The organism is Flavobacterium sp. M31R6 (genome assembly GCF_013284035.1).
In the GTDB taxonomy this organism is placed as follows: Bacteria; Bacteroidota; Bacteroidia; order Flavobacteriales; family Flavobacteriaceae; genus Flavobacterium.
In genome coordinates this window covers 3,952,040-3,965,877 of the sequence record NZ_CP054141.1, presented here as the reverse complement: position 1 = coordinate 3,965,877, position 13,838 = coordinate 3,952,040, and the positions used below count along the sequence as shown (strand labels likewise).

10 protein-coding genes are annotated in these 13,838 nt (G+C 34.1%); 4 read left to right on the top strand and 6 right to left on the bottom strand.

Features of this window, described 5'->3' with window-relative positions; translation table 11 throughout:
• Positions 1 to 56: 56 nt before the first annotated feature.
• Positions 57 to 1,559, top strand: a complete 1,503-nt coding sequence (locus tag HQN62_RS16510) for a PAS domain-containing sensor histidine kinase (RefSeq protein ID WP_173505184.1) — start codon at positions 57 to 59, stop codon at positions 1,557 to 1,559.
• A gap of 275 nt (positions 1,560 to 1,834) precedes the next feature.
• Here the strand turns inward: HQN62_RS16510 and rny are convergent, their stop codons facing one another.
• The 3 genes from rny to HQN62_RS16495 all read right to left on the bottom strand — a co-directional run bounded on the left by rny (position 1,835) and on the right by HQN62_RS16495 (position 4,197).
• Positions 1,835 to 3,397, bottom strand: a complete 1,563-nt coding sequence (gene rny, locus HQN62_RS16505) for a ribonuclease Y (protein WP_116797386.1) — start codon at positions 3,395 to 3,397, stop codon at positions 1,835 to 1,837.
• A 207-nt stretch (positions 3,398 to 3,604) separates the two neighbouring features.
• The gene (locus tag HQN62_RS16500) at positions 3,605 to 3,898 is read right to left on the bottom strand and encodes a cell division protein ZapA (protein ID WP_111410667.1); all 294 of its coding nucleotides are present in this window, start codon (positions 3,896 to 3,898) and stop codon (positions 3,605 to 3,607) included.
• Between the two features lie 8 nt (positions 3,899 to 3,906).
• Positions 3,907 to 4,197 (bottom strand): hypothetical protein, encoded by a 291-nt coding sequence (locus HQN62_RS16495; protein WP_116797388.1) that lies wholly within the window; start codon positions 4,195 to 4,197, stop codon positions 3,907 to 3,909.
• Positions 4,198 to 4,463: 266 nt separating this feature from the next.
• On the opposite strand from HQN62_RS16495, the gene HQN62_RS16490 reads away from it, so the two are divergent.
• From HQN62_RS16490 to HQN62_RS16480, 3 genes are all read left to right on the top strand, one after another.
• A complete protein-coding gene (locus HQN62_RS16490) occupies positions 4,464 to 6,161 on the top strand; it encodes a M23 family metallopeptidase (protein ID WP_173505183.1) in 1,698 nt (565 codons plus the stop codon).
• Positions 6,162 to 6,215: 54 nt separating this feature from the next.
• Positions 6,216 to 8,639 carry a TonB-dependent receptor gene (locus HQN62_RS16485; RefSeq protein ID WP_173505182.1) on the top strand — a complete coding sequence of 808 codons (2,424 nt, stop codon included), beginning with the start codon at positions 6,216 to 6,218 and terminating at the stop codon, positions 8,637 to 8,639.
• A gap of 102 nt (positions 8,640 to 8,741) precedes the next feature.
• Positions 8,742 to 9,464 (top strand): hypothetical protein, encoded by a 723-nt coding sequence (locus HQN62_RS16480; protein ID WP_116797391.1) that lies wholly within the window; start codon positions 8,742 to 8,744, stop codon positions 9,462 to 9,464.
• A 4-nt stretch (positions 9,465 to 9,468) separates the two neighbouring features.
• Here the strand turns inward: HQN62_RS16480 and HQN62_RS16475 are convergent, their stop codons facing one another.
• The 3 genes from HQN62_RS16475 to HQN62_RS16465 are packed head-to-tail and all read right to left on the bottom strand — an operon-like array spanning position 9,469 to position 13,777.
• Positions 9,469 to 10,170: a DUF2971 domain-containing protein gene (locus HQN62_RS16475; RefSeq protein WP_173505181.1), complete on the bottom strand. Its 702-nt coding sequence runs from the start codon at positions 10,168 to 10,170 to the stop codon at positions 9,469 to 9,471.
• Between the two features lie 50 nt (positions 10,171 to 10,220).
• On the bottom strand, positions 10,221 to 12,050 hold the full coding sequence (locus tag HQN62_RS16470) for an ABC transporter ATP-binding protein (protein WP_116797393.1): 1,830 nt from the start codon (positions 12,048 to 12,050) through the stop codon (positions 10,221 to 10,223).
• Positions 12,050 to 13,777: a phospho-sugar mutase gene (locus HQN62_RS16465; protein WP_173505180.1), complete on the bottom strand. Its 1,728-nt coding sequence runs from the start codon at positions 13,775 to 13,777 to the stop codon at positions 12,050 to 12,052. Before HQN62_RS16465 ends, HQN62_RS16470 begins: the two co-directional genes overlap by 1 nt.
• Positions 13,778 to 13,838 lie beyond the last annotated feature (61 nt).

Sequence of the window (13,838 nt, the reverse complement as noted above, 5' to 3'; positions counted from 1 at the left end):
AATATCTGTTTTGGATTCAATATTTTTGTTAGTACATCAATGAAGTATCATAAGTTATGATTTTTACAGCCAATAAAAACCCAGAAGACTTAAATAAATTATACGAAAGTTTAATTAAGCAGCTTCCGAATATTATTTTTCAGATAAGGGTGAATTCCCAAAAACAAATTTCAGTTGATTTTTTGAGTAAACCTATTGAGTTTTTGAATGAGTTTTCCATAAATGAATTTCTGGAAGACTCATACAAATTATCGAATTATAAAATTTATGAACCAGATTTAAAAGTCTTTTTGGATTCTTACGAAAAGGCTATTACAAGCAATGAAAAGTGGGAGATTGATTTCAGACTGCTAATGCCAGAAAGCGGTTATAAATGGATTCGTATTGATGCCACGCCGAAGAAAAGTGATAATGAAGAGGTGGTTTTTTACGGCCTGATTTCAGACATAACGGTTGTAAAAGAACAGGAAATCAGATTAAAGGTAGCGGACGAAAGGTATCATTTTGCGGTACAAGCATCGGATAGGGGAGTCTGGGACTGGGATTTGATAACCAATAAAGTCTATTATTCCTCAGAGTCGATGAAAATTTTGGAATTGACAGAATCAGATTTGGTTGCCGCTCCCGAAGAATGGGACGAAAGAGTACATCCAGACGATAGAGATGAATATTATGGCAACATAAATCTGCATTTTGACAATAAAATTCCTTTTTATGAGACCTGTCACCGCGTTCTCTGTAATGGTAAATACAAATGGATTTTGGACAGGGGTAAAGTCATAGAAAGAGACGATGATGACAAGCCAATGCGAATCGTAGGTACACATACCGACATATCTGCCCAAAAAGAAAAAGAAATTGAGCTGGCCAAAATGCTCGAAATTGTAAATACCCAAAACAATAAGTTGCTGAATTTTGCTCATATTGTATCCCACAATTTAAGAACTCATAGCGGTAATATAAAATCACTGCTGGATTTGCACCAGGAAGGGCTTCTCTCGAATGAAGATACGTTTAGTAATATTCAGATCGTTTCGGATGAATTGTTCTCTACAATCGAAAATTTAAACGATTTGGTTAGTATATACACCGAGCGGGAAAACAATATGCAATTGTTGAAAGTCAATAGTTTTATTGATAAAGTTTTGGACGTTTTGAATGAGTCAATTAAGCTAAAAGGAATTCAGGTTATGAATTATGTTCCTGGCGGAGTAAAAGTATTTTGCGTGCCGGCCTATCTGGAAAGCATCATGTTGAACTTGGTTACCAATGCAATCAAATATTCCGATCCTAACAAAGAACCCAAAATCATTTTTACAGCTGAGGCAAATGATGATTTTGTTGTCTTGAATGTAAAAGACAATGGTTTGGGAATTGATCTCGAAAAGCATAAAGACTCTATTTTTGGATTGTATAAAACGTTCCACAGAAACAACGATGCGAGGGGAGTTGGTTTATATCTTACCAAAAACCAAATTGAAAACATGGGAGGTAAAATCGAGGTTGAAAGTACTCTTAATTTTGGATCCACCTTTAAAATTTATTTCAAGAAAGGCTAAAAAAACAATAAGGAGCGAAACAATAGGTATTATCGGTAAATATAGTTCCTGCTGTTCGCTATATTTCCCGATTAACAAAAACTACGGCAAAAAAGCCTTGTTTTTCTAAATCGGGAGATGCCGCTTCCATCAGGACTAAAGAGCCAGCAATAGTGTGTTTTTGGAAACATCATCTGACTTTAAAATAAAAAAATCCAAATTCCAATTATTGATAAATTGGGATTTGGATTTTTTTGGTATTTTACTCTCTGTTGCTTTGGCAACGTATAGTGGCTTTATTTTGCGATATTAACAGCTCTGGTTTCTCTGATCACGGTAACTTTTACTTGACCTGGATAAGTCATTTCAGTTTGTATTTTTTGAGAGATTTCAAATGATAAATTAGCCGCATTTTCATCAGATACTTTTTCGCTTTCTACAATTACACGAAGTTCTCTACCGGCTTGGATAGCATAAGCATTTTTAACGCCATTAAATCCGTAAGCCACTTCTTCAAGATCTTTTAAACGTTGAATGTAAGAATCCAAAACTTGTCTTCTTGCGCCTGGTCTTGCACCCGAAATAGCATCACAAACCTGAATAATTGGAGATAGTAACGATTTCATTTCTATTTCGTCGTGGTGGGCTCCAATTGCATTACAAACTTCTTCTTTCTCACCATATTTTTCAGCCCATTGCATACCCAATAATGCGTGTGGTAAATCACTTTCCGCATCCGGCACTTTACCAATATCGTGAAGTAAACCAGCTCTTTTGGCAAGTTTAACATTTAATCCTAATTCGGCTGCCATGATTCCACAAAGTTTAGAAACTTCACGGGAGTGTTGTAATAAGTTTTGTCCGTAAGAAGAACGGTATTTCATTCTACCAACTACTTTTATCAATTCTGGATGTAAACCGTGGATTCCTAAATCAATCACGGTACGTTTACCTACTTCGATAATTTCATCATCAATTTGTTTAGTTGTTTTGGCAACTACTTCTTCAATACGTGCTGGGTGGATACGTCCGTCTGTTACTAATTTGTGTAATGCCAAACGGGCAATTTCTCTACGCACAGGGTCGAAACAAGAAAGAATAATCGCCTCTGGTGTATCGTCAACGATAATTTCAACTCCGGTTGCTGCTTCAAGCGCCCTGATGTTTCTACCTTCACGTCCAATGATTCTACCTTTTACATCATCCGATTCAATGTTGAAAACAGATACACAGTTTTCTACAGCTTCTTCGGTACCAACTCGTTGGATAGTGTTGATGATGATTTTTTTGGCTTCCTGTTGTGCTGTTAATTTAGCCTCTTCAATAGTGTCTTGAATATGAGACATTGCCTTGCTCTTCGCTTCACCTTTAAGGCCTTCAATAAGTTGTTCTTTGGCTTCATCGGCAGATAGTCCAGAAATAACTTCCAGCTGTTGCAATTGACTTTTGTGTAGTCTGTCAACCTCTAGTTGTTTTTTCTCTAAATTTTCAATTTTAGACTCGTATTCTGCAGTTTTTGCTTCAAAATCATCATTTACTTTTTTAGCTTTTGATAATTCATTTGAAATTTGGGATTCTTTGTCACGAACTCTTTTTTCTACTTCAGCAACTTTTTTGTCTCTGGCTAGAATTACTTGTTCATGCTCCGATTTTAATTCAATGAATTTTTCTTTTGCTTGAAGGATTTTATCTTTTTTGATGTTTTCGGCTTCAAGATTAGCGTCTTTTAGTATTGAGGCTGCTTCTTTTTTGGCACTTTTAATTAAATTAGAGATATTGCTTTTTTCGATGATTTTGGCAATACCAAATCCTAATGCAATACCTGTAATTCCTGAAATAATTATTGTTATGATGTCCATGTTTGTTAAAAATTTATATATAAAAAAAGCCTACATTAGAAGTTGTATAAACTCGAAAAGACAAGTTTTGAGCTAACTCACTGTTCAAGTTTCCTCGCCGAAGCGTGGCATGCTTTAGTAGTGATGATTTGCTCATTCTAAATTGTTAGTGTTGAGTTTACCAATATGAACTAATGTAGGCAGTATCTTAGTCTTTGTAAAGAACGTTTAATTTTCGAGATATTCGTCCAAAAGCAAATTGATTTTGTTTAATCTTTCAATGGTTTCTTCTCCATTTATAGCATTATCAATCTGTTTTTGTTCTGCTTGAGAAGCAAATTGTAAGGCACACATAGCCAATACATCTTGTTTATCTCGCACAGCATAATTTTCTTCAAACTGCTTAATCATCGCATCAATTTTTTTTGAAGCACTTCTAAGTCCTTCTTCCTGAGCGAAATCTACCGTTAGCGGGTAAACTCTGTCAGCAATTGATATTTTAATTTTAAGCTTTTCGTCCATATTTTTTACTAATCTGATAGCTGGGCTATACAGTAATCAATTTCACGAATTATTGAATTTATTTTAAGCTTTGTATCTCTTTTGTTATCGTCACTGCCTAATAATGCATTGGCTATTTTGAGTGTTTCTAATTGTGTTTTTAACGCTTCAATCTCTTTGGATTGAGTTTGTATTAACACTGCAGCGTTCTTTAACTCTAGATATAATTCTTGATTGTTTTTTTCTAAACTTTTTATTTTCAAAAAAAGTTTTCCAATCTTATTTTCAAGAGTATCAATTATTTCTGCAATCACACTCATTATAATTCCTATTCATTACTTAATCTTACAAAGTTAGTATTCCTTTTTATTATTGCAATATTTTATCGATTTTTTTACGTTAAAATAATCAATTATTTAAAAATCAGTTTATTGTATTTTGGTTTTGTTTTGTCTTGTGGGTATTAGTTGCTTTTTTTATCTTAGCAAAAATGTATTCCATGAAATGAGCATGATTGTAAATTGGTCGCAAACACCAATGAAGTTATGCGAATTCCATATTCCAATGAAAAAAATATTATCCACATATGAAATTTTCTTTTTTTTTGCTAGTATTCACTACGACACTTTTTGCTCAAACAGATTATCCTAAAAATTATTTTTGTCCTCCACTTGATATTCCGCTGCAATTATCCGGAAATTTTGGTGAATTGAGACCGAATCACTTTCACGCGGGTTTTGATTTGAAAACACTTCAAAAAGAAGGCTTAAATGTCTATGCTGTAGCCGATGGATATGTTTCCAGAATCAAGATTTCCACTTTTGGAAACGGAAAGACAATTTATATCGATCATCCCAACGGTTTTACTTCAGTGTATGGACATTTGCAAAAAGCGACTGATTCTATTGAGAGTTTCATAAAGAAAACGCATTATAAAGAAAAGTCGTTTGAAATTGAAATGTATTTTAAACCCAATGAAATGCCTGTCAAAAAAGGACAATTAATTGCGGTTTCCGGAAATACTGGTGCTTCGGAAGGACCACATTTACATTTTGAATTTCGAGATACTAAAACAGAGAAAATCATTAACCCAATGTTTTTTGGATTTGATGCTTTAATGAAAGATACCAAAAAGCCAATAGTCTCGAATTTGTATGCTTATCCTTTAGATTCAAAAACAACAGTAAATCATTCAAAACGGCCTATTCCAATTAATTTATCCTTGCAAAAGGACGGAACTTATATGGCTGATAAGGTTATTGCCAATGGGAAAATTGGTTTTGGTATTATAGCTTATGATTATGATGATGTGTCTTTCAATAAAAATGGAGTTTTTGATGTGAATTTGTCCTGTAACGGAAAATCTATCTTTGGTTATCAATTTAATACCTATTCTTTTGATGAAATGAGATATGTAAATGCTTTGATTGATTATTCGCTTTATAAAAAATCGGGGCAAAGAATCCAAAAACTGTTTATGAATCCACCTTATAATTTGAGCATTATAAAAACAGACGAAACAAATGGAATTATTACAGTGCTTCCCAATTTGACTTCGGTTTGTAGTTTGAATGTTTCTGATTTTTATGGAAATAAAACCGCAATTTCGATTCCAGTAGAATATGACTTACTTTCAACCATAATCGAAAAAGAACCTATTGTTGCTAATTATGTTGTAAAAGCGTCTAAGGATTGCTTTTTTGAAAAAGATAAATGTTCTGTTTTCTTTCCGGCCGGCACATTTTATAATGACTTTAATTTGAATTTTGATGTAAAAAATAATGTTTTGACGGTACATGATGATACTGTTCCTGCACACACAAATTTTACAATTACTATGGAAAGCGATAGTTATCCAGCGGATCTAAAAGATAAAGTATTTATTGGTCGAATAGAAGGAGGAAGAGTGAGTTATAATACGACTCGCGAAAAAAACAATGTTTATGAGACCAGAGTGAAAACTTTAGGACAGTATAAATTGGCTTTAGATACTATTGTTCCCGTAATTAAGATTGCAAAATCTATTGAGGGGAAAAAATTGGACAATCAAAAATTACTTCAAGTAAGTATTTCGGATGGTTTGTCGGGGATCAAATCGTATAATGGGTACCTTAACGGAAAATGGATTTTGATGGAGTATGATAACAAAACTGGACTATTGACTCATGATTTTAGTGATGGAATTGTTGCTGATGGGGACAATGAATTAAAAGTTGTTGTAGTTGATAATGTAGGGAATTCTTCTATCTTTGAAACTCATTTTCTAAGAAATCAAAAACAGTAAAAGTAAAATCAATTGAATATTTTTAAATCCTTGTGTTGTTTTATTTTTTTATGGATGGGAATGAATTCATTTGCTCAAACGGCTTTTGTAAAAGGTATCGTTTTGAATGAAAAGAATCTTCCTGTCGAGGGTGTAAATGTATCTTGTCCTAATAATACCACTCAGACAAATGAAAAGGGATTTTATCAAATCGCGATTCCTTCCAATCAAAAAATCACAATAGAATTCACCCACATTTCATTAAAAAAAGCAAGTTTAAAAGTCACTTTAAAGCCAAATGAAATTTATGTGTTTAATATGCACATGAATGATCAAGAGGAACAAATGGGCGAGGTCATCATCAACAGCAATAATAAGAAAACAGTTCAGGGAATCGTTACTTTTGAAGCAAAAGACATTCGCTTTATTCCTGGCGCCAATGCAGGTATCGAAAATGTTTTGAAAACATTGCCTGGAGTCAATTCGAATAATGAACTCAGTACCCAATATTCGGTTCGCGGAGGAAATTATGACGAAAATTTGGTTTATGTTAATGAAGTCGAAGTGTATCGTCCCTTTTTGATTCGATCTGGACAGCAGGAAGGATTGAGTTTTGTTAATACTGATTTAGTACAAAATATTGAATTTTCGGCAGGAGGTTTTCAGGCAAAGTACGGTGATAAAATGTCTTCAGTTTTGGATATTACTTATCGGAATCCGACGCAATTTGGTGCCATCCTGGAAATGAGTTTTTTAGGCGGAAGCCTTGCTATTGATGCAGTTTCTAAAGATAAAAAATGGTCAACAATTACAGGAATAAGATATAGAAATAATAGTCTTCTTGTCAATAGCCAGGAAACCCAAACGAATTATACTCCTACTTTTGCAGATATTCAAACGAACATCAATTATCAGGCTTCACCAAAATGGCAATGGAGTTTTCTGGGGAATATTTCTCAGAACAAATATTTGTACCAACCGCTAACTCGCCAAACCAATTTTGGTACTGCAGATGCACCAATGGCTCTTGCTGTTTATTACGAAGGCAAGGAGAAAGATAAATACGATACTTATTTTGGGGCTTTAAAAAGCACTTATCAAGTAAGTGATAGTTTTGCATTAAAATTTATCGGATCTGTATTTCATACGATAGAGCAAGAATATTTTGATATTTATGCTCAATATCGTCTAGGGGAAGTGGATACAAATATAGGATCGGATACCTATGGCGATATTGCCTTTTCGAGAGGAGTTGGTTCCCAACTCAATCACGCCCGAAATGATTTGGATGCTTTAATTGCCAATTTAGAGGTAAAAGGATTTAAAAATTGGAAACAAAATCAAATCGAATTGGGAGTTAAATATACCCGAGAGTCCATTCGCGACCGAGTTTCAGAATGGGAAGTCATTGATTCAGCAGGATTTTCAATAAGACCTCCAAAGATATTACCAAAAAACGATGAGCCATATCAGCCTTATTCAGGACTGTTGATTCCGTATCAATATGTATATGCAACTAATTTTACGAATATAGATAGATTTTCGGCTTATGGACAATGGGGACGAAAAGACAATTTGGGGACAAACGAGATCTGGTATAATTTGGGTGTACGAATGCAAAGTTGGGAAGTATCGGGTGATAATTTAGCCAGTAATCTTCAGACTATTTTTAGCCCGAGAGCACAATTTGCGATAAAACCAGATTGGAAAAAAGATATACTTTTCAGGTTTACTGCTGGTGTTTATAGTCAACCTCCATTTTATAGGGAACTGCGTGATTATGATGGAGTTGTCCAGCCCAATACGAAAGCCCAGAAATCCATAAATTTTGTTTTGGGTAATGATTATAGTTTCAAAATGTGGGAGCGCCCTTTTAAGTTGGTCACCGAAGCCTATTATAAAAAAATGACGGATGTAAATCCTTATACGGTTGATAATGTAAGGATACGTTATGCTGCGGATAATAATGCTGTTGCCTATGCACAAGGACTTGACCTTAGGCTCAACGGAGAATTTGTTCCCGGAACAGATTCTTGGATTAGTTTTGGATATTTAAAAACAGAAGAGAATATTGATAACAAAGGATATATTGCTAGACCAACGGATCAACGATTGAAATTTGGGCTTTTGTTCCAAGATTATATGCCAAAAATCCCAAGTTTGAAACTGTATCTTAATATGGTTTATAATACTGGATTGCCCGGTGGTTCGCCCGCTTACGCTGATCCCTATTTGTACCAAAACCGATTGAATGATTATCGCCGGGTTGATGTTGGTTTTTCTAAAGTGTTTATTGATCAAAAAGTAGGGATGTCCAGTAAGAAATTTTTCAAGGACTTTAAAGAGCTTTCTTTAGGCTTTGAAATTTTTAACCTTTTTAATAATCAAAATGCGATTACCAATACATGGGTTCGTGATGTATATACCAAAACAGAATATGCGATTCCAAACTATATGACCACCCGAGTTTTTAATTTGAAGTTAAATATGAGATTGTAGCCTGTTTCTTGGGATTGCCAGAATTAATAAATCTGTTGTATATTTCCTTTCCATTTTTAAAAATGATTACATTTGAGTTTATTTTTTAATATTAAAATTATTATGAGAACATCACATTTTGTCTATATTGGGATTTCGCTTTTGCTTTTAGCAAGCTGTAAAGAAGAAATTGAAAAGCCGAAAGTGACTTACGATGCTTCGAAAGTTGGGAGAGAACTCACTAAAACTGATTCTACCCAAATAAAAATTGCCGATTTACCAATTCAAATGCAAGGAACAGATTATTTGATCCATCCAGTAGGTGACTTGAGTGTTTATGAAAAAGGAACCAAAAACAGATATGGTTCGTCGAGTGTGAATGATTTGAGTTTTACTATATCAAATGCATCCGAGTATGAAATTACGGGATTTTTGCAGAATCTTAAATTTCAAAAAATAGGATCAGATTCTATAAAAGCATTAACTGATAAACCTGTTTTGATCCAAACTGCTACTTACTTAAAAACAGTTGCCGATAAAACTAAAAATCAAATTATGGTGTATTCGATGATGGATTTGGATACCAATAAAGACGGAAAACTCGATGTAAGTGATATTACAACATTATATTTAAGTAAAATTAGTGGAGAAAAATTGACCAAAGTTTCAGCAGATTTCCAAGAATTGATTGATTGGAACTTAATCGAATCTCAAAATCGTTTGTATTTTAGAACGGTTGAAGACACAAATAAGAATGGAAAATTTGACAGTAAAGATGTAGTGCATTATAATTACATCAATTTGGCAGATAAAGATTGGAAAGTAGAGAGCTATAATCCAATATAAAAACCTAAATCAAAATATCGCTTTCTAAATCGGATTTTTCTATTTCAAAATCAAATCCTAGCTGTTTTACCAATTGAATTACTAGATTTTTGTACCAATTCTCAGATTTGGGATGAATGTATATTTTTTCGATTAATTGGGTAATGTCTACATTTATTTTTAGGCCATCATTTAGTTTTACAGTGTTCTCAGTCACATCGGTAATGATACGAACCTCACGTTCATATTGAAAGCTTTTTCGTTTGAACAAAAAAGGAAAAAACAAATCATCAAACGGAATGTATTCTTTTTTATAATCGATATAATTGACTTCTCCAATATATTGTTTGTAATTTTTTTCGGGAACCAAAGCATCCTGAAGTCTTTTTACTGTAGATTGTATTGCTAATCCTTCACTATTTTGGGTAAAAATTTGCCACATGGCAAATGATTCGTATTCATTGATGTGCCAACTACTGATAGCCACTTTCTCCCGATGTGTTTTGTAGTAATTTAAGAAATCAGGATTGTTTATAGAAAGTTTTTTGATTTCCTCAAACGTTGGTTCGCTAAAAGTGCCTTCGTATTGATCTTCAAATTTATCGGAGCGTGACATGAATAATTTTTGCGAAAGCAATAAATCCAAAAACTTCGACAAGTCCAGATACTTCCATACAATGGTATCTGAATCTTGTGGAAGTTTTATGTTAGGATTGTTTAGATACATAATTAGAATTATATAAGTTAGTCAGTAGAAATCTAAATTGCTAATCTAAATTATGATTCAAAACTTTGCATCGTTACCAATTTGTTATAAGTACCATCTAAAGCGATAAGTTCTTCGTGTTTTCCTTGCTCTACTATTTTTCCTTTTTTCATAACCACAATAACATCTGCCTTTTGTATGGTCGAAAGGCGATGCGCAATTACAATGGAAGTTCTGTTTTGCATCATATTTTCTAGTGCCACTTGTACAAATTTTTCACTTTCCGTGTCTAAAGCGGATGTAGCTTCATCCAAAATCATGATTGGAGGGTTTTTCAACACAGCGCGGGCAATAGATAAACGTTGTTTTTGACCTCCGGAAAGTTTGTTTCCGCTATCGCCGATGTTGGTGTAAATTCCTTTTGGTAGGTCTTGTACAAATTCGTAAGCATTGGCTATTTTTAGAGCTTCTATGATTTCTTCATCAGTTGCATCAAGTTTTCCTAAGGATATATTTGCTTTTATGGTGTCATTAAATAGAATGCTGTCTTGTGTCACCAATCCCATTAATCCACGAAGTGATTGCAAATTCAAATCTTTTATGGCAACACCGTCGATAGCTATGCTCCCTTCATTTACATCGTAAAAGCGGGTTAGCAAATTGGCAATAGTACTTTTTCCGCTTCCTGATTGCCCGACAAGCGCAACAGTTTGTCCTTTTTTTACGGTAAGTGAAAAATGCTTTAATACATTTTCATCTTCGTATTTAAAGTTGATGTTTTGAATCTCAATTTCAGAATCGAAAGTTGATTTTTCTACAGCATTAATTTTACTGGTGATAGGATTTTCTTGATCTAAGATTTCCAAAACACGCTCTGCGGCTGCATTTCCTCTTTTGATGGCATAGGATGCTTTCGAAATAGATTTTGCAGGAGTCAGGATGTTGTAAGCCAATCCCATATAAGCGATGAAAGAAGCGCCATTTAATGTTTTGTCAATCAAAACCATATGTCCACCATACCAAAGCAAAATGGCAATAACCATAATTCCCATGAATTCACTGGCTGGGGAAGCTAGGTTTTGACGATTACCAATACTATTTGATAAAAGAAAAAAACGTTGAGTTGATTCTTGAAAAACACGGTTGAAGTAATTTTCAGAATTATATCCTTTTACAACTTTCAATCCTCCCATTGTTTCTTCAATAGTCGATAAAAAGATTCCTTGTTCTTCTTGTGCTCTGGTTGATTTCTTTTTTAATTGTTTTCCAATAAGGGAAATTACATAACCTGAAATGGGAATGAAAATAAATACAAAAAGTGTTAATTGGGTACTGATGGTAACCATTGTTATTAATGTAAAAACAATAGTCAGAGGCTCTTTTACAATAAGTTCCAGAATAGACAAAAAGGAAGTTTGAACTTCATTGACATCTCCCGAAATTCTAGAAATAACATCGCCTTTTCTTTTCTCAGAATAGAAAGCCAATGGCAATTCAATTGTCTTTTTATACATGGCATTTCGCATGTCTCTCAAAATTCCATTTCGTAAAAAGGTGATGAAAAACATCGCTAGGTAATCACATAAATTTTTTAATAAAAAGATTGATATGATTATAACGACCATTATGGTTAAAGTACGCCCTACGCCAAATGTATCAGTGGTGTGAGTAATGTAATAACTTAAATAATCCTCGCCATATTTTTTGAGTTCCCATATTCCTTTATAAACTGGCATTACCGTATTTCTTTTGGTTTGATCGAATAATACTTGCATCATCGGAATCAAGGATACGAAAGAAAGGGTGCTAAAAAGGGCGTATAGAACATTGAAAAAAATGTTCATATAAGCATATTTTTTATACGGAATTACAAAAGGGAATATTCTTTTAAAGTTGTTCATTAGCTCAACTGCATTGCAGTAATTATGTTTTTAATCTTTTCGTTTAACACTTCTTCTACTTTAGTAAAATTAGCAACGTTGTCTAATTCGGTTTTTACGCTGATGTAAAATTTAATTTTAGGTTCAGTTCCGCTTGGTCTGGCGCAAATTTTAGAACCATCTTCCGTATAATAAATCAACACGTCAGATTTTGGCATGTCTATAGTTTCTTCTTCGCCTGAAAATAAGTTTTTAGCAATCGATGACTTGTAGTCTTCGACCATTACCACTCTTTGACCATTGATTTCTTTCAATGGATTTTCACGCAATGAAACCATCATCTGATTAATTTCTGCCAATCCTTCCATTCCTTTTTTGGTAAGTGAAACCAAATGCTCTTTGTAGAAACCAAAATCGACATAATATTGTAGTAAAGTGTTGTAAACAGAACTGCCTTTAGCTTTGGCCTGTGCCGCAACTTCGCAAATCAATAAAGTAGCAGCAACAGCATCTTTATCACGAACAGCATCACCAACCATGTATCCAAAACTTTCTTCTCCACCTCCAATAAACTGCAGTTCAGGGAAATCTTTAATCATTTTGGCAATCCATTTAAAGCCTGTTAATCCCACTTTGCATTCTACACCATAAGCTGTTGCCAGTTCCATAATCATTGGAGTAGAAACTATGGTAGAACCCACAAATTGTTTTCCGTTTATTTTGCCTGCTTTTTTCCATTGTTCCAATAGGAAAGCGGTCATCAAAATCATGGTTTGGTTTCCGTTCAACAAAATCATTTTGCCTTCGTTATTTCGAACGGCAACTCCCAAACGATCACAATCCGGGTCAGTTCCCACAACGATATCAGCATTTAGTTTATCTGCCAAGGCAAGGGCCATTGTCAATGCTTCTGGCTCTTCCGGATTTGGAGATTTAACCGTTGGGAAATTTCCATCTGGTTTGGCTTGTTCAGGAACGATGTTAACATTAGTATAACCCGCTTTTTCCAAAGTCGCAGGTACAGCCGTAATAGAAGTTCCGTGCAATGAAGTAAATACAATGTTCAAGTTGTCTTTGGCTTCTTTTGGAGTGTTGAAACTTGCATTTTCAACAGACGATTTCACAAAAGCTTCGTCAATTTCGGTGTCTATATATTTAATCAAAGTTTCATCTGCCGAAAATTTGATTTCATTGTAATTTAAATTTTCAATAACATCGATAATGGCTGCATCTTGTGGAGGAACAATTTGTCCACCATCTTCCCAATACACTTTGTAACCATTATATTCCGGTGGATTATGCGATGCAGTAAGTACAATACCACATTGACAACCCAAATATTTAAGTGCAAAAGACAATTCTGGAGTAGGTCTCAAGTCCGAAAACAAATAAACCTGAATCCCGTTTGCAGAGAAAACATCAGCAACCACTTTGGCCAAAGATTGACTGTTATGACGGCAATCATAGGCAATTACAACCTTCAAAGCCTGTTCAGGAAAAACAGTATGTAAATAATTAGAAAGTCCTTGAGTGTTTTTTCCAAGTGTGTATTTGTTGATGCGGTTGTTTCCAACTCCCATTACACCACGCATACCACCAGTTCCAAACTCTAAGTTTTTATAAAAACTCTCCTCCAGTTCTTTTGGCGAGGTAGTCATTAATTCTTTAATGGCCACTTGTGTTTCATTGTCGAATGTTGGGGTCAACCATTCGTTTACTGCGTCTAAAATGTTTTGTGCTATATGCATTTTATATTTAGTTTAAGTTGTTAATCTATTTTATGAAAGCAAGGGTATCAGTTTTTTTAGG

Coding starts and splice junctions, on each gene's coding strand:
- HQN62_RS16470 (WP_116797393.1), bottom strand. CDS start 12,050: ATGAACAACTTTAAAAGAATATTCCCTTTTGTAATTCCGTATAAAAAA.
- HQN62_RS16465 (WP_173505180.1), bottom strand. CDS start 13,777: ATGCATATAGCACAAAACATTTTAGACGCAGTAAACGAATGGTTGACC.
- HQN62_RS16500 (WP_111410667.1), bottom strand. CDS start 3,898: ATGGACGAAAAGCTTAAAATTAAAATATCAATTGCTGACAGAGTTTAC.
- rny (WP_116797386.1), bottom strand. CDS start 3,397: ATGGACATCATAACAATAATTATTTCAGGAATTACAGGTATTGCATTA.
- HQN62_RS16495 (WP_116797388.1), bottom strand. CDS start 4,197: ATGAGTGTGATTGCAGAAATAATTGATACTCTTGAAAATAAGATTGGA.
- HQN62_RS16485 (WP_173505182.1), top strand. CDS start 6,216: ATGGGAATGAATTCATTTGCTCAAACGGCTTTTGTAAAAGGTATCGTT.
- HQN62_RS16490 (WP_173505183.1), top strand. CDS start 4,464: ATGAAATTTTCTTTTTTTTTGCTAGTATTCACTACGACACTTTTTGCT.
- HQN62_RS16480 (WP_116797391.1), top strand. CDS start 8,742: ATGAGAACATCACATTTTGTCTATATTGGGATTTCGCTTTTGCTTTTA.
- HQN62_RS16510 (WP_173505184.1), top strand. CDS start 57: ATGATTTTTACAGCCAATAAAAACCCAGAAGACTTAAATAAATTATAC.
- HQN62_RS16475 (WP_173505181.1), bottom strand. CDS start 10,170: ATGTATCTAAACAATCCTAACATAAAACTTCCACAAGATTCAGATACC.